The sequence below is a fragment of the Pseudomonas sp. OST1909 genome, from assembly GCF_015277575.1.
Classification (GTDB): Bacteria; Pseudomonadota; Gammaproteobacteria; order Pseudomonadales; family Pseudomonadaceae; genus Aquipseudomonas; species Aquipseudomonas synxantha_A.
This window is the reverse complement of record NZ_CP063780.1, coordinates 3512033-3533021: the sequence shown is the minus strand read 5'-3', so window position 1 is coordinate 3533021 and position 20989 is coordinate 3512033. Positions and strand designations below refer to the sequence as shown.

Here is a 20989-nt window from a genome sequence, read left to right as displayed (position 1 = left end):
TGGGTATGCGCGCACGTCAATTGGGTATCACGCTGGGGCTGGGCACGCCTGGCGAATTGAATGCCATCACCGATGTTCCCGGGGTTCGCGTCGGCCACACCACGCTCAAGACGCGTATCGACGGCAGGCAGGTGCGTACCGGCGTGACGGTGGTCCAGCCGCGCGCCGGTGAGGCCCGGCATCAACCCTGTTTTGCCGGGTACCACGTGCTGAACGGCAATGGTGATGCCACCGGCCTTGAGTGGATCAACGAGGCCGGTTTGTTGACCACTCCGATGGCCATCACCAACACCCACAGCGTCGGGATCGTGCGTGACACCTTGATCGCCCTGGAGCGCGAACGCCTGCAAGACCCCGCGGTGTACTGGTGCATGCCGGTGGTCATGGAAACCTATGACGGCCTGCTCAACGATATCTGGGGCCAGCATGTGCAACCTGAGCATGTGCGCCAGGCACTCGACCATGCCGAAACCGGCCCGGTGCAGGAAGGCGCCGTGGGCGGCGGCACCGGGATGATCTGCCATGAGTTCAAGGGCGGCATCGGCAGCGCATCCCGGCGCTTGTCGGTGGAGCAGGGCGGCTGGACCGTCGGCGTATTGGTGCAGGCCAACCATGGCAAGCGCCAGGAGCTGCGGGTCGATGGCTACCCGGTGGGCCGACATTTGATGGACATTGCTTCGCCCTTTGCCGAGCAGGGCACGCCCGGCATGGGGTCCATCGTGGTGATTATCGCCACCGACGCGCCATTGCTGCCCCATCAGTGCAAACGCTTGGCGCAGCGGGCGTCCATCGGTATCGCACGTACCGGTGGCGGCACCGAGGATTCCAGCGGTGACTTGTTTCTGGCCTTTGCCACCGGTAATCAGGATTTGCCGCAGGCGGACTACGGGCGCAAGGACCTGCCGCTGCGTACCGCGTTGCATATGGTCAATAACGATCACATTTCTCCACTGTTCAGCGCGGCGGCGGAGGCAGTGGAAGAAGCAATCATCAACGCGATGCTGGCAGGGGAAGACATGACCACACAGGCGGGTGTCCAGGTGCCTGGCCTGGCCGGCGAGACCCTCTTGGCAGCATTGCACAAGTGTGGCTGGAGTGTGTCCCGGTAATAGGGGGCACTGCACTTTAATAGTGCAAATAGTGGCTATTTAATGCCGCTAATGACACCGTGACAATATATTGGATCCATTACTCAAGTGCGCCGCTCAACTCGGAGCGGCTTTACTGCTATTTAATATTTAAATAATACGGCGCTCGAATTCGGCGGGTAAAAGCAAGCGTTCCCAATAAACACTACGTGGGACTTCCTCAAGTTGAACCTGTGTCACATTTTTGCTGTGGAAATAGATGTAGACGAAAGATTTCAAGTTGTGTCAGTTTTCTTACGCCTTCAAAAGAGGTGAGTGATAGGACTATCCTCGCCCGCGAGGTTCCTATCGAACAAAGACTGATGCACTTGCAAACAAGGAAGTACGTTTATGTCAAAAGTAAAAGACAAAGCTATTGTATCTGCCGCGCAAGCCAGCACTGCTTACTCGCAAATCGATAGCTTCAGCCATTTGTATGACCGTGGCGGCAACCTCACGGTCAATGGCAAACCGTCCTACACCGTGGACCAGGCAGCGACCCAGCTGCTGCGGGATGGCGCCGCGTACCGGGACTTTGATGGCAACGGCAAGATCGATCTGACCTACACCTTCCTCACCTCGGCTACCCAGAGCACCATGAACAAACATGGCATCTCAGGGTTCAGCCAGTTCAACGCCCAGCAGAAAGCACAGGCCGCACTGGCCATGCAATCCTGGTCGGATGTTGCCAACGTGACCTTTACCGAAAAGGCTTCCGGCGGTGACGGTCACATGACCTTCGGCAACTACAGCAGCGGCCAGGACGGCGCCGCGGCCTTCGCTTACCTGCCCGGCACCGGTGCGGGCTACGATGGCACCTCGTGGTACCTGACCAACAACAGCTACACGCCGAACAAGACTCCGGACCTGAACAACTATGGCCGGCAGACCCTGACCCACGAAATCGGCCACACCCTGGGCCTGGCTCACCCTGGCGACTATAACGCCGGGAACGGCAACCCGACCTATAACGACGCGACCTATGGACAGGACACGCGTGGTTATAGCCTCATGAGCTACTGGAGCGAGAGCAACACCAACCAGAACTTCAGCAAAGGTGGCGTCGAGGCTTACGCTTCCGGCCCGCTGATCGACGACATCGCCGCGATCCAGAAGCTCTACGGTGCCAACCTCAACACCCGCGCCGGCGACACCACCTACGGGTTCAACTCCAACACCGGGCGTGATTTCCTCAGCGCCACATCCAACGCCGACAAGCTGGTGTTCTCGGTATGGGACGGTGGCGGCAACGACACCCTGGACTTCTCTGGCTTCACTCAAAACCAGAAAATCAACCTCACTGCCACCTCGTTCTCCGATGTTGGCGGCCTGGTCGGCAACGTGTCGATCGCCAAGGGCGTCACTATCGAGAACGCATTCGGCGGTTCGGGCAACGACCTGATCATTGGTAACCAAGTCGCCAACACCATCAAGGGCGGGGCCGGCAACGACCTCATCTACGGCGGCGGCGGTGCGGACCAACTGTGGGGCGGTGCCGGTAGCGATACCTTCGTGTACGGTGCCAGTTCCGATTCCAAGCCAGGGGCCGCGGACAAGATCTTTGACTTCACCTCCGGTTCCGACAAGATCGATCTGTCGGGCATCACCAAGGGGGCGGGCTTGAGCTTCGTCAATGCGTTCACCGGCCATGCCGGCGATGCTGTGCTGAGCTATGCCTCGGGTACTAACCTGGGCACCTTGGCCGTGGACTTCTCCGGGCACGGCGTGGCGGATTTCCTCGTCACCACCGTTGGCCAGGCAGCCGTCAGCGACATCGTGGCCTGATGCACGGCGCGGCGCCTCGGCGCCGCGCTCCAGGATGGAGCTTTATATGCCACGTTTTTCTCATTTGATCGCCTGTGCTTCGCAGGTGTTGTTCGTTTTGGCAGGAGCCCACGCGATGGCTAGCAGTCTTGTATTACCGACCTCCGCCCAGTTGGCCGGGCATTGGCAATTGAAGCAGCAGGACCAGGTATGCGCACTGGAGTTAGTGGAACAGGCCAATGCCTTGGGAGGCGATATCGCTTGTGTTGAGCAATGGTTGGGCGACAAGCCACAGACGTGGTCGCCAACGCCGGACGGCATTTGGCTGTTTAACGCCGAAGGCGCTGGAATCACGCATTTGAATCGCCAGAAAGAAGGTGAATATCAGGCCCGCACTAAAGCCGGGCAAGTTGTCGAGCTGAAACGAATACCTTAATTAAAAGTTATAAGCATATAACTCGATCTAGTAGTTGGCCGTGCGCTTTACCGGCAGGGCGATTATTACGTGCAGTGCGCTTCAGGAAGATAAAACAATATGGCGAAGTCCCAAGGGGTTGCGCCCTTATTCAGGGCGCTGGGTGAGTACAAGAGTATTTTAATCAGCGTTGGCTGTTTCACGGCATTGATTAACCTGCTGATGCTGGTGCCGTCGATTTACATGTTGCAAGTGTATGACCGTGTGTTGTCCTCCCAGAATGAAACCACCCTGGTGATGTTGACGCTGATGGTCGTGGGCTTCTTTGCGTTTATTGGCCTGCTTGAAGTTATCCGCAGCTTTATCGTGATTCGTATCGGCAGCCAGTTGGAGCGGCGTTTCAATCTGCGCGTGTACAAGGCCGCGTTCGAACGCAACCTGCAGCGCGGCCAGGGTCATGCCGGGCAATCCTTGGGCGACCTGACCGCGTTGCGTCAATTCATCACCGGGCCTGCGCTGTTCGCGTTCTTTGATGCGCCATGGTTCCCGATCTACCTATTCGTGATTTTCCTCTTCAACGTGTGGCTTGGCGTGCTGGCCACGGCTGGCGCGGTGTTGTTGATTGCCCTGGCTTGCCTGAATGAATACCTGACCAAAAAACCATTGGGCGAGGCGGGTGTGTTTTCCCAGCAATCGACCCAGTTGGCCACCAGCCACCTGCACAACGCCGAGACGATCCAGGCCATGGGGATGCTCGGTGCGTTGCGCAAACGCTGGTTCGACGTGCATTCGCAGTTTTTGGGCTTCCAGAACACCGCCAGCGACACCGGGTCGGTCATTACCTCTCTGAGCAAATCCCTGCGCCTGTGCCTGCAATCTTTGGTATTGGGGCTGGGCGCCTACCTGGTGATCAAGGGCCAGATGACCGCCGGGATGATGATCGCAGGCTCCATCCTGATGGGCCGCGTACTCAGCCCCATCGACCAGTTGATCGCGGTGTGGAAGCAATGGAGTTCGGCCAAGCTGGCCTACCAGCGCCTCGATGGGCTGCTGCGCGAATTCCCGCCAGAGGGCGAGCAAATGGCCTTGCCGGCGCCCAAGGGCCAGGTCAGTTTCGAGCAGGTCAGTGCTGGCCCACCGGGGCGGCGCATGGCGACCTTGCATCAAGTCAGCTTCAACCTGGCGGCCGGTGAAGTGCTGGGCGTGCTGGGCGCGTCGGGTTCCGGCAAGTCCACCCTGGCCCGCGTACTGGTGGGCGTGTGGCCGACCCTGACCGGCACCGTGCGGCTGGACGGCGCGGATATTCACCGTTGGGACCGCGACGACCTCGGCCCGCACATTGGCTATTTGCCCCAGGACATTGAGCTGTTCAGCGGCAGCATCGCCGACAACATCGCACGCTTTCGCGAGGCCGACCCGGAGCTGGTGGTCAAGGCCGCGCAACAGGCCGGTGTGCATGAACTGATCCTACGCCTGCCCCAAGGCTACGACACGGTGCTGGGCGATAACGGCGGCGGCCTGTCCGGTGGCCAGAAACAACGCGTGGCCCTGGCCCGCGCCCTGTACGGCGGGCCGCGCCTGATTGTGCTGGATGAGCCCAACTCCAACCTCGATACGGTCGGCGAGGCGGCGTTGGCCAGCGCCATCGTGCAGATGAAAGCCCAAGGCAGCAGCGTCGTGCTGGTGACGCATCGCTCTTCGGCATTGGCCCAGGCCGACAAATTGCTGGTGCTCGGCGAAGGCCATCTGCAAGCGTTCGGGCCCAGCCAGGAAGTGCTGCGGGCGTTGTCCGGGCAACAGCAGGAAGCGCCGAAAGAAAAAACCGGTGTCAGTTTCAGTCGTCAGTACCCGGCCGCAAGGAACCCAGGCGCATGAGCAGTATTACGGTAGAACCTCGTTTCAAAGAGCGCGACGCCCGCTTCTTCGTGCGTATGGGCTGGCTGATGACGGTCGTCGGTGCCGGTGGTTTTTTCCTCTGGGCCAGCCTGGCACCGTTGGATCAGGGCATCCCGGTGCAAGGCACCGTGGTGGTGTCGGGTAAGCGCAAGGCCGTGCAAACCTTCAGCCCCGGTGTGGTCAGCCGCATCCTGGTCAAGGAGGGCGAACTGGTCAAGCAAGGCCAGCCGCTGTTTCGTCTCGACCAGACCCAGAACCAGGCCGACGTGCAATCCCTGCAAGCGCAGTACCGCATGGCCTGGGCCAGCGTGGCGCGTTGGCAGAGCGAGCGCGACAACCTGCCGAGCATCACCTTTCCCACCGAGCTGAGCGCCAATCCTGATCCAGCCCTGGCGTTGGTGCTGGAAGGCCAGCGCCAGCTGTTCAGCAGCCGCCGCGACGCCTTCGCCCGTGAACAAGCCGGGATTCGCGCCAGCATCGAAGGCGCTACCTCGCAGTTGAGCGGTATGCGCCGTGCCCGCAGTGACTTGACCGCCCAGGCCCAATCCCTGCGCGCGCAACTGAGCAATCTGCAACCTTTGGCCGACAACGGCTATATCCCGCGCAACCGGCTGATGGACTACCAGCGCCAGTTGTCTCAGGTGCAGCAGGACCTGGCGCAAAACGCCGGTGAAAGCGGCCGGATAGAGCAGGGTATTGTCGAGTCGCGGCTCAAATTGCAGCAACACAGCGAGGAATATCAAAAAGAGGTGCGCAGCCAATTGGCCGACGCGCAATTGCGCAGCCTGACCCTGGAGCAGCAACTCACTTCTGCGGGGTTCAACCTGCAACACAGCGAAATCAACGCGCCGGCCGATGGCATCGCCGTCAACCTCAGCGTGCACACCGAAGGCGCTGTGGTGCGCGCCGGAGAAACCCTGTTGGAAATCGTGCCCCAGGGCACGCGCCTGGAAGTGGAAGGGCATCTACCGGTGCATCTGGTGGACAAGGTCGGCACGCACTTGCCCGTCGACATCCTCTTCACCGCCTTCAACCAGAGCCGCACGCCACGGGTACCGGGCGAAGTCAGCCTGATTTCCGCCGACCAGATGCTCGATGAAAAAACCGGCGCGCCGTATTACGTGCTGCGCACCAGCGTCAGCGACGCGGCGATGGAAAAACTCCACGGTCTGGTGATCAAGCCCGGTATGCCTGCCGAGATGTTCGTGCGTACCGGCGAGCGGTCATTGCTCAATTACCTGTTCAAGCCGCTGCTGGATCGCGCCGGCTCCGCGTTGACTGAGGAATGAGCATGAAGCCAGTGTTCATTTCGCTATTGCTGGTGTGTGGCAGTGCCCAGGCCGCCATGGGCCCGTTCGATGTTTACGAGCAGGCGCTGCGCAACGATCCGGTGTTCCTCGGCGCGATCAAGGAGCGCAACGCCGGCCTGGAAAACCGCACCATCGGCCGCGCCGGGCTGCTGCCGAGGCTGTCCTACAACTACAACAAGGGCCGCAACAACTCCGAGGCGCATCTGCCCGACGGGCGCGGTGGCAGCTATAGGGACGACCGCAACTACAACAGCTACGGCTCCACCTTCAGCCTGCAACAACCGTTGTTTGATTACGAAGCCTACGCCAACTACCGCAAGGGCGTGGCCCAGGCGCTGTTTGCCGATGAAAGCTTTCGCGACAAGAGCCAGGCGCTGTTGGTGCGGGTGTTGAGCTATTACACCCAGGCGCTGTTTGCCCAGGATCAGATCGACATCGCCCGCGCAAAGAAAAAGGCCTTCGAGCAGCAATTCCAGCAGAACGAGCACTTGTTCAAGGCCGGCGAGGGCACGCGCACCGACATCCTTGAAGCCGAGTCGCGCTACGAGCTGGCCACTGCCGAAGAGATCCAGGCCCTGGATGAGCAGGACGCGTCACTCAGGGAGCTGGGCGCGTTGATCGGCGTGCAAAGCGTCAACATCAACGACCTGGCGCCGCTGAACCAGAGCTTTGCCGCGTTCACCCTGACCCCGGCCAACTACGACACCTGGCATGAGCTGGCGCTCACCAACAACCCGGTACTGGCTTCACAGCGCCAGTCGCTGGAAGTGGCGCGCTATGAAGTGGAACGCAACCGTGCCGGGCATTTGCCGCGAATCACCGCGTATGCCACGTCGCGCAAACAGGAATCCGACAGCGGCAACACCTACAACCAGCGCTACGACACCAACACCATTGGCGTCGAAGTGAGCATGCCGCTGTATGCCGGTGGCGGTATTTCGGCCTCCACCCGCCAGGCCAGCCGCGCAATGGAGCAGGCCGAGTACGAGCTGGAAGGCAAGACCCGCGAAACCCTCATCGAGCTGCGTCGCCAGTTCAGTGCGTGTCTGTCCGGCGTGAGCAAGCTGCGTGCCTACCAGAAAGCCTTGGTGTCCGCCGAGGCGCTGGTGGTGTCGACCAAGCAGAGCATCCTTGGCGGCGAGCGGGTCAACCTTGATGCGCTGAATGCCGAGCAGCAGCTCTACAGCACTCGCCGCGACCTGGCCCAGGCGCGGTACGACTACCTGATGGCCTGGACCAAATTGCACTACTACGCGGGCAACTTGCGCGACACCGATTTGGCCAAGGTAGACGAGGCCTTCGGCCCGGATAAAAACCTGTAGGAGTTCGCTCCTATAAGGGGAATAACAATAATCAGGAGTGTGCAGATGATCACTGATTCACCGCGTTTCAAACCCTTCACCGCAGGTTCATTGCTGTTGTTGTCCGTTGCGGCACAGGCGCAATACACCGAGACCGGCCAAGCGGGTAACCCGGCCAGTTGGCGTTCGACCGAATACCAAAGCGATTGGGGCCTGGGCCGTATGAAGGCCGATGAAGCCTACGCTGCCGGGATCAGTGGCCAAGGCGTGAAAATCGGCGCGCTGGACTCGGGTTTCGATGCCAATCACCCCGAAGCCTCCAAAGACCGCTTTCATGCGGTGACCGCCACCGGCACCTATGTCGACGGCAGCGCGTTCAGCACCACGGGCGCGCTCAACCCCAACAACGATTCCCACGGTACCCATGTCACCGGCACCATGGGCGCCGCCCGCGACGGCGTGGGCATGCACGGCGTGGCGTACAACGCGCAAGTCTATGTGGGCAACACCAACGCCAACGACAGCTTCCTGTTCGGCCCGACGCCAGACCCCAAGTACTTCAAGACGGTATACACCGCGATGGTGGATTCCGGCGTGCGCGCCATCAACAACAGTTGGGGCAGCCAGCCCAAGGATGTCAGCTACCAGACCCTCGGTGACCTGCACGCCGCCTACGCCCAGCACTACAACCGTGGCACCTGGCTGGACGCCGCAGCGGATGTGGCCAAGGCCGGGGTGATCAACGTGTTCAGCGCCGGCAACAGCGGCTATGCCAATGCCAGCGTGCGCTCGGCCTTGCCGTATTTTCAGCCGGAACTGGAAGGCCACTGGCTGGCGGTGTCGGGGCTGGATAAGGCTAATAACCAGAAATACAACAAGTGCGGTATCGCCAAATACTGGTGCATTTCCACGCCCGGCGCGCTGATCAACAGCACCATTCCCGACGGTGGTTATGGGGTCAAATCCGGCACCTCGATGTCGGCACCCCATGCCACCGGGGCGTTGGCGTTAGTGATGGAGCGCTACCCCTATATGACCAACGATCAAGCGTTGCAGGTGTTGTTGACCACTGCGACGCAGCTTGACGGTTCGATCACCCAGGCGCCCAACGCGATCGTCGGTTGGGGCGTGCCGGACCTCGGCCGGGCGATGCACGGTCCGGGGCAATTGCTTGGGGCCATGGATGTGAACCTGGCAGCCGGGCAGGGTGATGTGTGGAGCAATGGTATCTCCGACCAGGCCTTGCTTGCGCGCCAGGCCGAGGACCGCGCCGAGCACAGCGCGTGGCAGCAAACCCTGATCGACAAGGGCTGGCAGAACGGCGTGAGCGCCACCGCCAGCCAGCAGGACCAGACCGACTACGCCATCGGCAGCGCCCGCGACCAGGCAGCGGCGAACCGTGTGTATGAAGGCAGCCTGATCAAGTCCGGCGCCGGCAGCCTGGTACTCGGCGGTGACAGCACCTATCGGGGCGCCACTGTCGTCAATGGCGGCCTGTTGGCGGTGAACGGGTCGCTGACCTCGGCGGTCACGGTGAATGACAGCGGCACCCTTGGCGGTTCCGGGCGTATCGCCGCGTTGTCGGTAAACAACGGCGGCCGCGTGGCACCGGGCAATTCCGTGGGCACCTTGCAGGTAGCGGGAGATGTGAACCTCGGCGCGGGCTCGACCTATGCCGTGGAGCTGACGCCCACCAGCAGCGACCGTATTGTCGCGGGCGGCAAGGCGGTCCTGGGCGGCGGCACCGTCACCTTGGCGCTGGAAAACAGCCCCACGTTACTCAGTCAAAGTCAAGTCCAAAGCCTGATCGGCCGGCAATACTCGATCCTTGAGGCCGCGGGCGGCATCCAGGGCCAGTTTGGCCAAGTGCTGCCCAACTACCTGTTCCTCGGTGGCACCCTCGACTATGCCGCCAACGCTGTGCAACTGAACGTGGGGCGCAACGACGCGAGTTTTGCCAGCGTCGCCGCCACCCGTAACCAGCGCAACGTGGCGGCGGCTGCCGAGCAATTGGGCGCCAGCAACCCGGTGTATGAAAGCCTGTTGCAGTCGCAGTCAGTCGCCACCGCCCAGCAGGGTTTGCAGCAACTGTCCGGTGAAATCTACCCCGCCGTGGGTGCGATGCTGATCAACGACAGCCTGCAACTGCGCAATGCCGTGGGCGAGCGCCTGCGCCACGTACCGGTGAGCGGCGAAAGCAACCTGTGGTTCAAGGCACTCGGTGCCTGGGGCAAGAGTGACAGCCGCAGCGAAACGGCCGGTTCGACCACCTCCATCGGTGGCCTGTTGGCGGGCGTGGATGGCGCACTGGATGAGCAGACCCGCGTGGGTGTAGTCGCCGGTTACAGCGACAGCTCCTTGAATATGGGCAGCGGCACGCACTCATCGGCGTCCATCGACAGCTACCACTTCGGTGCATATGCCGGGCGCGAACTGGGCGACTGGCGCCTGAGTGTCGGCGGTGCCTACAGCTGGCATCGCGGCGATGTGAAGCGCGACCTGCAATGGGGTGATGTCAGCGGCAAGCAAAAAACCAAGCTGGATGCGACCACAGCGCAAGTCTTCACCGAAGCAGCGTACCGCATCCGCCTGCAAGCGGTGGCCTTGGAACCGTTCGCCAACCTGGCCTATGTGCACCTGAACAGCGAGTCGTTCCACGAAAAAGGCGATGCCGCCGCCCTGGAACGCGGCAGTGACCGCCGCGATGCGGTGCTCAGCACCCTTGGCGTACGGGCATTGAAAACCCTGGCCCTCAATGACCACCAGCAACTGGAACTCTCCGGATCGTTGGGCTGGCAACACAGCCTCACCGCCGTGGAATCCGAAGAGCACTTGGCGTTTGTCGCAGGCGGGCCTTCATTTGCCGTGCGCAGTGCGCCGTTGCTGCGTGACGCTGCGTTGGTGGGGCTGCAAGCCAGCCTGGCGCTGAATGCCGCGACGCGGGTCAACCTGGATTACAACGGCCAGTTGGGTGACCGCGCGAAAACCCAGGGTGTGGGTTTGAGCCTGAACTGGCAGTTCTGAAGACACCGCGAACAAAAATGTGGGAGCAGGCAAACCAGCGCCCACATTGAATCGGCGGTGTTCTGGAGAAAGTGATTTACACACGTGCAATAAGAAAACTAAGGAAGGTCACCGTGAAAAAACGCAAGTCAGGGTTAACTACCGCCATCCACACCGGCCCGGGCTACCCGCTCAAGGCGCTGAGCTGCGTGCCATACGGCGCGTTGCTGTGTTGCCTGGCAAGCCTGGGAACCGCTCAGGCTGCACCCTATGTGGAAACCGGCAAGCTGGGTGATGCCGCCAGTTGGCGCAGCAACGAGTTCAAGGCCGACTGGGGCTTGGGCGCCGTGCATGCCGACACCGCGTATGCCGCCGGCTACACCGGCAAGGGCGTCAAGTTGGGAATCTTCGACCAGCCGGTGTACGCCCAGCATCCGGAATTCGCCAGCCCCGACAAGGTGGTGACGATTGTCACCGAGGGCATTCGCCAATACACCGACCCGTATATCCCGGTGAAGGCCGGTGATGCGTTCCGCTACGACGGCACGCCGTCCAAGGACTCCAACGGCAAGCTGGGTAACCACGGCACCCACGTCGGCGGCATTGCTGCGGGTAACCGCGATGGCGGGCCGATGCATGGCGTGGCGTTCAATGCGCAAATCCTCACCGCCGAAAACGGTGACCCGGGCCCGGAAGATGGGATTATCCTCGGCAACGATGGCGCGGTGTACAAGGCTGGCTGGGACGGGCTGGTCGCCAGCGGCGCACGCATCATCAACAACAGCTGGGGCATCGGCATCGGTGACCAGTACGCCAAGGGCGGTCGCGATCCGGCGTTCCCCAATTTCACCGTGAATGAAGCCCAGGCGCAGTTCAATACGATCCGGCCGATCCTCGGCACGATCGCAGGTGGTGCTTATCAAGGCGCCATCGACGCGGCCCGCAGTGGTGTGCTGACCATCTTTGCCGCCGGTAACGACTACAACCGCAACAACCCGGACGCGATTTCCGGCCTGGCGTATTTTGTGCCGGAGATTGCGCCGAACTGGCTGTCGGTGGCGGCATTGCAGCAGAACCCGGACACCGCCAGCCCTGATCCGTATGTGATCAGCACCTTCTCTTCACGTTGCGGCTATGCGGCGAGTTTTTGCGTGTCGGCACCCGGTACCAAGATCTACAGCTCGATCATCAACGGCACCGACCTGAACAACCTGACCACCGACTGGGCCAACAAAAACGGCACTTCCATGGCCGCCCCCCATGTGGCGGGTGCAGCAGCGGTGCTGATGGAGCGCTTCGAGTACATGAGCGGCGACCAGATCTCCACGGTGCTCAAGACCACGGCCACTGACCTCGGCGCGCCGGGTATCGACTCGCTGTATGGCTGGGGCATGATCAATCTGGGCAAGGCGGTCAACGGCCCGGGGATGTTTATCACCGCCGAGGACATTCCTGCCGAGTTCCGCATTGAGGGCGCCTATGGCAGCGGCCAGTTCGTCGCGGACCTGCCGGGCGTCGGTGCGGTGGTGGACGCGGGCAAACCGACCCAGCGCATTTGCAACGACGTGCACTGCGGGCTGGATGTGTGGAGCAACAACATTTCAGGCCATGGCGGCTTGACCAAGCAGGGCATCGGCACCCTGGTGCTGGCCGGCGCCAACACCTACAGCGGCCCGACCCTGGTCAACCAGGGCTTGCTGGCGGTCAACGGTTCGCTCACCTCCGATGTCATCGTCAGCCAGACCGGCGTAATCGGTGGCTCGGGGCGTATCGGCTCGCTGACGGCAAATAGCGGCGGCGCCGTGGCGCCGGGCAATTCCATTGGCACCCTGAACGTGGCAGGTAATGTCACCTTCAACCCGGGCTCGACCTACGCCGTGGAATTATCGCCTGCCAGCAGCGACCGTATCGTCGCCGGGGGTACCGCCACGCTCAATGGCGGCACCGTAACCCTGGCCCTGGAAAACAGCCCGACACTGTTGAGTGCAACCCAGGCCCAAAGCCTGATCGGCCGTCAGTACAACATCCTGCAAGCGGCGGGCGGTGTCACCGGCAGTTTTGGTGCTGTACTGCCCAACTATCTGTTTGTCGGCGGCACCTTGAATTACGCGGCCAACGGTGTGCAGTTAGACGTGACACGCACCAACAGCTTCGCCAGTGTTGCTGCTACACCGAACCAACGCGCCGTGGCCGCAGCCGCTGAGCAATTGGGTGCGGGCAATGGCGTGTATGAAAGCTTGCTGTTGGCACCGACGGCCGCTTCGGCCCAGGGCGCGTTCCAGCAACTGAGCGGTGAAGTCTATCCGGCGCTGCAAACCGCATTGGTCAATGACAGCCGTTATGTACGCGAAGCAGTGGGCGAGCGCCTGCGCAATGGCGAGATGGGCGCAACCAGCCAAGCCATCGACAGCCGTGGCAACGTGTGGGTCAAGGCCCTGGGCGCCTGGGGCAAGACCGACAGCCGCAGCGACACCGCTGGCTATAACACTTCCATCGGCGGGATGCTTGCCGGGGTGGACGGTGCCCTCGACGACGCCACGCGCATCGGCCTGGTCGCGGGTTACAGCGATACCTCGCTGAACATGGGCAGCGACACCCATAGCCGCGCTTCGGTCGACAGCTACCACTTCGGTGCCTATGCCGGGCATGAAATCGGCGCCTGGCGCCTGAGCGGTGGGGCGACCTACAGCTGGCACCGCGCCGATGTGAAGCGCGACCTGCAATACGGTGATGTCGCCGGCAAGCAAAAGACCAAGGTCGATGCGCACAGCACCCAGGTGTTCACCGAAGCGGCGTATCGCATCAACCTGCAACCGCTGGCCCTGGAGCCGTTCGCCAACCTGGCCTACGTGCACCTGGACACGGACAGCTTCAAAGAGAAGGGCGATGCCGCTGCGCTGAAAAGTGGCGACGACAGCCGCGACCTGGTGTTGAGCACCCTGGGTGTGCGCGCCTTGAAGACCTTCAACGTCAACGACCACCAGCAATTGGAAGTCTCCGGCACTCTGGGCTGGCAGCACAACCTGAGCAGCACCGATTCCGAGCAACACCTGGCGTTTGCCTCGGGTGGCCCGTCGTTCGCGGTCGAAAGTGCGCCGATGGTGCGGGATGCCGCACTGGTTGGGGCGCGGGTCAGCCTGGCGTTGAGCAAGGATGCGCGGGTGAACTTCGACTACAACGGCCTGCTGGCCAGCAAAGAGAAGGTGCACGGCGTCGGCTTGAGCCTGGACTGGGCGTTCTAAAGGCCAGGTGTAATTGGTTGTGGCGAGGGAGCAAGCTCCCTCGCCACAGAAGCTCGCTCCTACAGTAGGTAACGGATAACAGGTGTTTTGGCTTTCTCTACAAATCCAACAACAGAGAGGCACTACCAATGGGTATCTTTGACTATAAAAACCTCGGCACCGAGGGCTCCAAAACGTTGTTCGCCGATGCGATGGCGATCACGATGTATTCCTACCACAACCTGGATAACGGCTTTGCCGTGGGTTACCAGAACAACGGCTTGGGCCTTGGCCTGCCGGCCACGCTGGTGAGCGCGCTGATTGGCAGCGGCAACGCCCAAGGCGTGATTCCCGGGATCCCGTGGAACCCGGATTCAGAAAAAGCCGCCCTCGACGCAGTGCAACAGGCCGGTTGGACCCCCATCAGCGCCAGCACCCTGGGCTATACCGGCAAGGTCGATGCCCGTGGCACCTTCTTTGGCGAAAAGACTGCGTACGGCACCGCCCAAGTGGAAGTGCTGGGCAAATACGATGACGCCGGCAAACTGCTGGAAATCGGCATCGGCTTTCGTGGCACCTCGGGGCCACGGGAAAGCCTGATCACCGACTCCATCGGGGATGTGATCAGTGACCTGCTTGCTGCATTCGGCCCCAAGGACTATGCAAAAAACTACGCCGGCGAGGCGTTTGGCAACTTGCTCGGCAACATCGCTGACTATGCCAGCGCCCAGGGCCTGAGCGGCAAGGATGTGGTGGTCAGCGGCCACAGCCTGGGCGGCCTTGCGGTCAACAGCATGGCGGATCTGAGCGGGAGCAAATGGTCAGGGTTCTACACCGATTCCAATTACGTGGCCTATGCGTCGCCCACCCAAAGCGCCGGCGACAAGGTGCTTAACGTCGGCTACGAAAACGACCCGGTATTCCGGGCGCTGGACGGTTCCTCATTCAACCTGTCGTCCCTGGGCGTGCACGACAAACCCCACGAGTCGAGCACCGACAATATTGTCAGCTTCAACGATCACTACGCTTCCGCACTGTGGAACGTGCTGCCGTTTTCCATCCTCAACCTGCCAACCTGGGTCTCGCACTTGCCCACCGGTTATGGCGACGGCATGACGCGCATTCTTGAGTCCGGCTTCTACGAGCAGATGACCCGTGACTCCACAGTGATCGTCGCCAACCTGTCCGATCCGGCACGGGCCAACACCTGGGTGCAGGACTTGAACCGCAATGCCGAGGCGCACAAGGGCAATACCTTTATCATCGGCAGCGACGGCGACGACCTGATCAAGGGCGGCAGGGGCGCGGACTTTATCGAAGGCGGCAAGGGTAATGACACGATCCGCGACAGCAGCGGGCATAACACGTTTTTGTTCAGTGGGCAGTTTGGTAATGATCGAGTGATTGGCTATCAGTCGACAGACAAGCTGGTGTTCAACGATGTGCAGGGCAGTCCCGATTATCGCGATCACACCAAGGTGGTGGGCGGGGATACGGTGATCAGTTTTGGCGCCGATTCGGTGACGTTGGTGGGCGTGAGCAGTCTGTCGGGGGAGGGGATTGTTATCGCTTAAGTTGGAATGCGGTTGAAAACTGTGGGAGGGGGCTTGCCCCCTCCCACATTTGATCGGTGTTGATTCGAGGATTAGTTTTCCTTGCGCACCGTGGCCACATCATCGGCCTTGATACGAATGCGCTTGCCGGCAATATCGGTGAACTCGTAGAAGCCATCGGCCGTTTTGGCGTTGGGCGTGTCCTTGGTCAAATACTGCGTGCCATTTTGCAATGTCACCACGGTTTGCGTGGAGCAACCGGCCAATACCAGAAAAGTGAGTGCAACCAGCGGCAGACCCAAATTCTTCATGTTCATAACCCTTACCTTTAACCCTGAAAAGTCCCGCAGCGTCTGGCTGTGGGCTATAAATGTTACGCGATCAACTCCCTCATCTGATCGTTTTTTTGCAAAAAGTTGCAGGCGCCATTTATCTATTACCGATTGCAACAACGGCTTTGCATCGGCACTCTGTATGCATAACCAGTATTTGACTCCATTGCGCCATGGCCAACCCCCTCGAAGACCCCTTGTATTACCTGCATAACTTCCGCCAGGTCCTGGCCTGGCTGGGGCAACGCTATGCCGATCTGCTCGATGCGGACGAACAGCATTTCATTCAGCAATTTGACAGGTTGCCCCAGGCGTCCCAGGCGTTATTGGTGCGCATGGTGATGCGCAAGGGTGTGCACTTTCGCGGCGCCAAGCTTAATTATGTGGAAATCGGCTGCCCCCATGCGGCAGCGGGCCCATTACGAGAACTGGGATGGGTGGATGACCAAAGCCCGCTGCCGTTTGCCACCTTGTTCGCCTTGCTGCAAAAGGGCGAAATCCTCGGCGCGTTCAGGCCCTGGATCGATCAGCCCAAGGGCAACAAGGCCACTTGGCTCGAACCGCTGGCGGCGCGGTTCAGCGAGCCGCGCAGTTTTGCTCAATGGTGCCCGGGCTTGGATGATGTGCTCTATAGCCTTACGGTCATGGCGTTGTGTGATCGCCTGCGCTTGATGTTCTTTGGCAACCTGCACCAGGACTGGTCCGAGTTCGTGCTGGCAGACCTGGGCATCTACACCTATGAAAAAGTCGAGATTTGCGCCGAGTCCCGCGGGTTACGCACGCGTGACGACGTGGTGGGGTTCCTGTTCCTGCACCAGTGCCAGCAAGCGTTTGAAGCCGGTGAGGCATTGGACACGCTGCTGGTGCAGATCGCCGGCCTGAGCACCGACAACCCCTGGCTGGAAAAACGCCGCGCCAAGCTGTTGTTCCAGATCGGCCAGTATTGCGAGCGCTGCGCCGAGCTTGCGCTGGCTGAACAGATCTACCTTGCCTGCGCCTATCCCGGTGCACGTGCGCGGTTGATCCGGGTCGTTGAGCGCCAAGAGGATTACGCCCGAGCGCTGGCCCTGGCCACTGCAGCCCAGCAGGCCCCGGAAAGCGCCGCTGAACAACAGCACTTGCTGCGTGTATTGCCGCGCCTGCGCCGCAAACTCGGCGAACCGGCGTTGCCCAAGGCCAAGCCGCAAGCGGTTGCACGCCTTGACCTGGCACTCGCCCAGGCGCCGCTGATGTCGGTGGAATACTGCGTCCAGGCGCACCTGAACGAGCCCGAGGCACCGGTGCATTACGTCGAGAATGGGTTGATCAACTCACTGTTCGGCCTGTTGTGCTGGGAAGCGATTTTCGCGCCGCTGCCGGGCGCGTTCTTCCATCCGTTCCAGCGTGGGCCGGCGGACCTGCACAGCGAAGACTTCCATCAACGCCGCGAGGCGTTGTTTGCTGCGTGTTTCGAGCAACTGGGGGATGAGCGCTACAAGGCCACCATCCGCCAACGTTTTCTGGACAAATGGGGTATCCAATCACCTTTCGTGTTCTGGAACCTGCTCAGCGAAGAGCTGTTGGAGCAAGCCCTGGCCTGCCTGCCCGCCGAGCACCTGCGCCATTGGTTCACACGCCTGCTGCTGGATATCCGCGCCAACCGGACCGGGATGCCGGACCTGATCCAGTTCTGGCCTGCACAAAAAACCTACCGCATGATCGAGGTCAAGGGCCCGGGCGATCGCCTGCAAGACAACCAACTGCGCTGGCTGCAATTTTGCGGTGAATACCAGATGCCGGTCACCGTCTGTTATGTGCGCTGGGCGGAGCAACCCGCTTGAGTTACAGCGTGGCCGTACGGGCGCTGTGTGAGTTCACGGCCAAGGTCGGCGACCTTGACCTGCGCTTTACCCCGTCGCCCAGCGCCCAGGAAGGTATCGTCGGCCACCGTACGGTGGCGTCCCGGCGCAGCGCGCACTACCAGAATGAAGTCGCCCTGGAGGGGCAATACCAGCAGCTCAACGTGCGGGGCAGGGCGGACGGCTACGACCCCGACGCCAACCGCCTTGAAGAAGTCAAAACCTACCGCGGCGACCTCTCTGCCCAGCCCGCCAACCATCGGCAACTGCACTGGGCCCAGGTCAAGGTGTATGGCTGGCTGATGTGCCAGAAGCTCGGCCTCGGCGAAATCGACTTGGCGCTGGTGTACTTCGATATCGTTGGCGAAGGCGAGACGCTGCTGAACCAACGTTTCGACGCGGCGCAGCTTGAGCACTTTTTCAATCAGCAGTGTGCGTTGTTCCTCGACTGGGCCCAATTGGAAATGCAGCACCGCGATAAGCGCAACAAGGCCGCCCAAGCCCTGGCATTTCCCCATGCCGATTTTCGTCACGGGCAGCGTACGTTGGCCGAGTCGGTCTACAAGGCGGTCAGCACCGGCCGTTGCCTGATGGCCCAGGCGCCCACGGGCATCGGCAAGACCGTCGGTACCCTCTTCCCGATGCTCAAGGCGCTGGCGCCGCAGCAGCTGGACAAGGTGTTCTTCCTTACCGCCAAAACGCCGGGGCGCAAGCTCGCCCTGGATGCCGCCCAGGTGCTGTACGACAGCAGTCCGGATCTGCCGCTGCGTGTACTTGAGCTGGTTGCACGGGACAAGGCGTGCGAACACCTGGATAAAGCCTGCCATGGTGATTCCTGCCCACTGGCCAAGGGTTTTTACGACCGCTTGCCCGCGGCCCGCCAGGCCGCGTCCAGGGTTCGCCTGCTCGATCAGCGCAGCCTGCGCAGTGTGGCGCTGGCCCATGACGTGTGCCCGTATTACCTCAGCCAGGAAATGGCGCGCTGGGCCGACCTGGTAGTCGCCGACTACAACTATTTTTTCGACTTCGGCGCCCTGTTATTCGGCCTGGCGCAGTTGAACCAATGGCGTGTTGCGACGCTGGTCGACGAGGCCCATAACCTGGTGGAACGCGCCCGTTCGATGTACAGCGCCAGCCTCGACCAATACAGCCTCAAGACCTTGCGCGAGACCGCGCCCGAGCCGCTGAACAAACCCTTGCAGCGCCTGAACCGCGAGTGGAACGCGTTGCACAAGGAACAAGTCGCGCCGTATCAGGCCTATGCCACCCGGCCCGACAAACTGCTACAGGCCCTGAGCCTGTGCACCAGCGCCATGGGCGACTACTTCAACGATCACCCCGAGTCCCTCAATGGCGACCTGCAAGCCTTCTACTTTGAAGCACTGCAATTTTCCAAGGTGGCCGAGCTGTTCAACGAACACTTCATCTTCGACATCAGCAAGCGCCAGTTCAGTAGCAAGCACAGTAGCTCGACCCTGTGCCTGCGTAATGTGGTGCCGGCCGAATTCATCCGCCCCCGATTAACGGCGGCCCGCAGCAGCGTGCTGTTTTCCGCGACCCTGAGCCCACGCCACTATTACGCCGATTTACTCGGGTTGCCGGCGGATACTGCCTGGGTCGATGTAGAGTCGCCGTTCAAGGCCGAGCAATTGCAGGTCAGCATCGTTGAGCGCATCTCTACACGCTTTGTGCACCGCCAGGCGTCGCTGGAACCTATTGTGGAATTGATCGCCCGGCAATTTGCCGAGCAGCCGGGCAACTACCTGGCGTTTTTCTCCAGCTTCGATTACCTGCAGCAAGTGGCGCAGTTACTCGCCGAGCGACACCCGCAGATTACACTGTGGCTGCAGTCACGCGGCATGGCCGAGGCCGAGCGCCAGGCGTTCCTGGACCAGTTCACCCAGCACAGCCAAGGCATCGGTTTTGCCGTATTGGGCGGCGCGTTTGGCGAAGGTATCGACCTGCCGGGGGCGCGTTTGATTGGCGCTTTCATTGCCACCTTGGGCTTGCCGCAACTCAACCCGGTGAATGAACAGATCAAGGCACGCATGGGCGAGGTTTTCGGCGCGGGGTATGACTACACCTACCTGTATCCCGGCATCCAGAAGGTGGTGCAAGCGGCGGGGAGGGTAATCCGCAGCCAGCACGACCGCGGCGTGGTAATGCTGATCGATGACCGCTTTGGCGAGGCACGGGTGCGGCAGTTGTTGCCGCGTTGGTGGGCGATCAATGTTTGACAGATTTACGGCGATTCAAATGTGGGAGCGGTGGTGTTGCTTAGATTACTTCCAGGTAAGAACTGTGTATCGCCCGCGCCAACTCGCGCACGGTGTCGATAAAGTCTGTCAACCGGGCGTGCAGCCCATCTTCCAGAATCTCATCGATCCCGGTATACCGCAGCCTTGCTTCGAACTCCGCCGCCAGGCGCTGCGCCGTGCGTCCGTAACTGCCGGGCAAGTCGGCGAGGATATGGCTCAACTCTTCGATGCACGCGTGCAGCGAGCGCGGGACATCGCTGCGTAACAGCAGTAGCTCCGAGACCGAGCGTGCATTCAGGGCGTTGGGGTATAACTCGGTGTACGCCTCGAACGAGGACAGCGCACGCAGCAGGGCGCTCCACTGGTAATAACCGCGAGCCGACAAGTCGCTGACTTCTTCGGACTCTTCACCAAACATCTCATAGCGCGCATCCAGCAGGCGCAAGGTGTTGTCGGCGCGTTCTACAAAGGTGCCCAGGCGAATAAACCGGTAGGCGTCATTGCGCATGATGGTGCCCGAGGTCGCGCCGCGAAACAGGTGCGAGCGTTGCTTGACCCAGTCGCAGAAGTGGCTGATGCCATGCCGCGCCAGGCCGCCGGCGGCGATGCTGCGCATTTCCAGCCAGGTGGCGTTGAGGTTTTCCCACATATCGGCGGTGATGCGCCCGCGCACGGCGTGGGCATTGCCTCGGGCGGCGCGCAGGCAGTTGTAGATGCTGGCCGGGTTTTCTTCGTCCAGGGCGAAGAAGTGCAACATGCGCTCGGCATCCAGGGTCTGGTGACGCTCCAGGTAGCTGTCCAGGGTGCCGCTGCTGAGCAACGACATTGCCAGCTCATCCAGGCCATCGCTGCGCCCGGCCTGGGGCATCAACGACAGTGAATAACTGACTTCCAACATGCGCGCCAGGTTCTCGGCGCGTTCCAGGTAGCGCGACATCCAGTACAGATCAGCAGCGGTTCTACTCAACATA

General features: G+C 61.3%; 13 protein-coding genes. 11 read left to right on the top strand and 2 right to left on the bottom strand.

Features of this window, described 5'->3' with window-relative positions; translation table 11 throughout:
• Window positions 1-5: 5 nt before the first annotated feature.
• The 9 genes from IH404_RS15390 to IH404_RS15350 all read left to right on the top strand — a co-directional run bounded on the left by IH404_RS15390 (window position 6) and on the right by IH404_RS15350 (window position 15611).
• A complete protein-coding gene (locus IH404_RS15390; protein ID WP_194438313.1) occupies window positions 6-1109 on the top strand; it encodes a P1 family peptidase in 1104 nt (367 codons plus the stop codon).
• 369 nt (window positions 1110-1478) lie between these two features.
• The gene (locus IH404_RS15385; protein WP_005788454.1) at window positions 1479-2912 is read left to right on the top strand and encodes a serralysin family metalloprotease; all 1434 of its coding nucleotides are present in this window, start codon (window positions 1479-1481) and stop codon (window positions 2910-2912) included.
• 46 nt (window positions 2913-2958) lie between these two features.
• Window positions 2959-3327, top strand: coding sequence for an AprI/Inh family metalloprotease inhibitor (locus IH404_RS15380; protein WP_005788453.1), 369 nt, complete (start codon window positions 2959-2961; stop codon window positions 3325-3327).
• 99 nt (window positions 3328-3426) lie between these two features.
• Window positions 3427-5181 carry a type I secretion system permease/ATPase gene (locus IH404_RS15375; RefSeq protein ID WP_194438312.1) on the top strand — a complete coding sequence of 585 codons (1755 nt, stop codon included), beginning with the start codon at window positions 3427-3429 and terminating at the stop codon, window positions 5179-5181.
• On the top strand, window positions 5178-6491 hold the full coding sequence (locus IH404_RS15370; protein WP_005788451.1) for an HlyD family type I secretion periplasmic adaptor subunit: 1314 nt from the start codon (window positions 5178-5180) through the stop codon (window positions 6489-6491). Before IH404_RS15375 ends, IH404_RS15370 begins: the two co-directional genes overlap by 4 nt.
• 2 nt (window positions 6492-6493) lie before the next feature.
• On the top strand, window positions 6494-7834 hold the full coding sequence (locus tag IH404_RS15365) for a TolC family outer membrane protein (RefSeq protein ID WP_194438310.1): 1341 nt from the start codon (window positions 6494-6496) through the stop codon (window positions 7832-7834).
• A 45-nt stretch (window positions 7835-7879) separates the two neighbouring features.
• Window positions 7880-10837 carry an autotransporter serine protease gene (locus IH404_RS15360; RefSeq protein ID WP_194438308.1) on the top strand — a complete coding sequence of 986 codons (2958 nt, stop codon included), beginning with the start codon at window positions 7880-7882 and terminating at the stop codon, window positions 10835-10837.
• A gap of 113 nt (window positions 10838-10950) precedes the next feature.
• On the top strand, window positions 10951-14058 hold the full coding sequence (locus tag IH404_RS15355) for an autotransporter serine protease (RefSeq protein ID WP_194438306.1): 3108 nt from the start codon (window positions 10951-10953) through the stop codon (window positions 14056-14058).
• Between the two features lie 128 nt (window positions 14059-14186).
• Entirely contained in the window at window positions 14187-15611 is a 1425-nt protein-coding gene (locus IH404_RS15350; protein ID WP_005788447.1) for a hypothetical protein, read from the top strand.
• A 71-nt stretch (window positions 15612-15682) separates the two neighbouring features.
• Here IH404_RS15350 and IH404_RS15345 read toward each other — a convergent pair whose 3' ends face one another.
• Complete coding sequence (locus IH404_RS15345; RefSeq protein WP_005788446.1) at window positions 15683-15907, bottom strand: YgdI/YgdR family lipoprotein; 225 nt, start codon at window positions 15905-15907, stop codon at window positions 15683-15685.
• A 188-nt stretch (window positions 15908-16095) separates the two neighbouring features.
• Here IH404_RS15345 and IH404_RS15340 point away from each other — a divergent pair, with 188 nt between their 5' ends.
• Together IH404_RS15340 and IH404_RS15335 are read left to right on the top strand one after the other, a co-directional pair.
• The gene (locus IH404_RS15340) at window positions 16096-17742 is read left to right on the top strand and encodes a VRR-NUC domain-containing protein (protein WP_194438304.1); all 1647 of its coding nucleotides are present in this window, start codon (window positions 16096-16098) and stop codon (window positions 17740-17742) included.
• Complete coding sequence (locus IH404_RS15335) at window positions 17739-19997, top strand: ATP-dependent DNA helicase (protein ID WP_194438302.1); 2259 nt, start codon at window positions 17739-17741, stop codon at window positions 19995-19997. Before IH404_RS15340 ends, IH404_RS15335 begins: the two co-directional genes overlap by 4 nt.
• Before the next feature lie 40 nt (window positions 19998-20037).
• Here the strand turns inward: IH404_RS15335 and IH404_RS15330 are convergent, their stop codons facing one another.
• On the bottom strand, window positions 20038-20988 hold the full coding sequence (locus IH404_RS15330; RefSeq protein ID WP_005788443.1) for an alpha-E domain-containing protein: 951 nt from the start codon (window positions 20986-20988) through the stop codon (window positions 20038-20040).
• Between the last annotated feature and the right edge of the window lies 1 nt (window position 20989).

What these genes read in the sequence shown, in the direction of transcription:
- IH404_RS15390 (WP_194438313.1), top strand. Translation starts at nt 6, where the DNA reads ATGCGCGCACGTCAATTGGGTATCACGCTGGGGCTGGGCACGCCTGGC.
- IH404_RS15385 (WP_005788454.1), top strand. Translation starts at nt 1,479, where the DNA reads ATGTCAAAAGTAAAAGACAAAGCTATTGTATCTGCCGCGCAAGCCAGC.
- IH404_RS15380 (WP_005788453.1), top strand. Translation starts at nt 2,959, where the DNA reads ATGCCACGTTTTTCTCATTTGATCGCCTGTGCTTCGCAGGTGTTGTTC.
- IH404_RS15375 (WP_194438312.1), top strand. Translation starts at nt 3,427, where the DNA reads ATGGCGAAGTCCCAAGGGGTTGCGCCCTTATTCAGGGCGCTGGGTGAG.
- IH404_RS15370 (WP_005788451.1), top strand. Translation starts at nt 5,178, where the DNA reads ATGAGCAGTATTACGGTAGAACCTCGTTTCAAAGAGCGCGACGCCCGC.
- IH404_RS15365 (WP_194438310.1), top strand. Translation starts at nt 6,494, where the DNA reads ATGAAGCCAGTGTTCATTTCGCTATTGCTGGTGTGTGGCAGTGCCCAG.
- IH404_RS15360 (WP_194438308.1), top strand. Translation starts at nt 7,880, where the DNA reads ATGATCACTGATTCACCGCGTTTCAAACCCTTCACCGCAGGTTCATTG.
- IH404_RS15350 (WP_005788447.1), top strand. Translation starts at nt 14,187, where the DNA reads ATGGGTATCTTTGACTATAAAAACCTCGGCACCGAGGGCTCCAAAACG.
- IH404_RS15345 (WP_005788446.1), bottom strand. Translation starts at nt 15,907, where the DNA reads ATGAACATGAAGAATTTGGGTCTGCCGCTGGTTGCACTCACTTTTCTG.
- IH404_RS15340 (WP_194438304.1), top strand. Translation starts at nt 16,096, where the DNA reads ATGGCCAACCCCCTCGAAGACCCCTTGTATTACCTGCATAACTTCCGC.
- IH404_RS15330 (WP_005788443.1), bottom strand. Translation starts at nt 20,988, where the DNA reads ATGTTGAGTAGAACCGCTGCTGATCTGTACTGGATGTCGCGCTACCTG.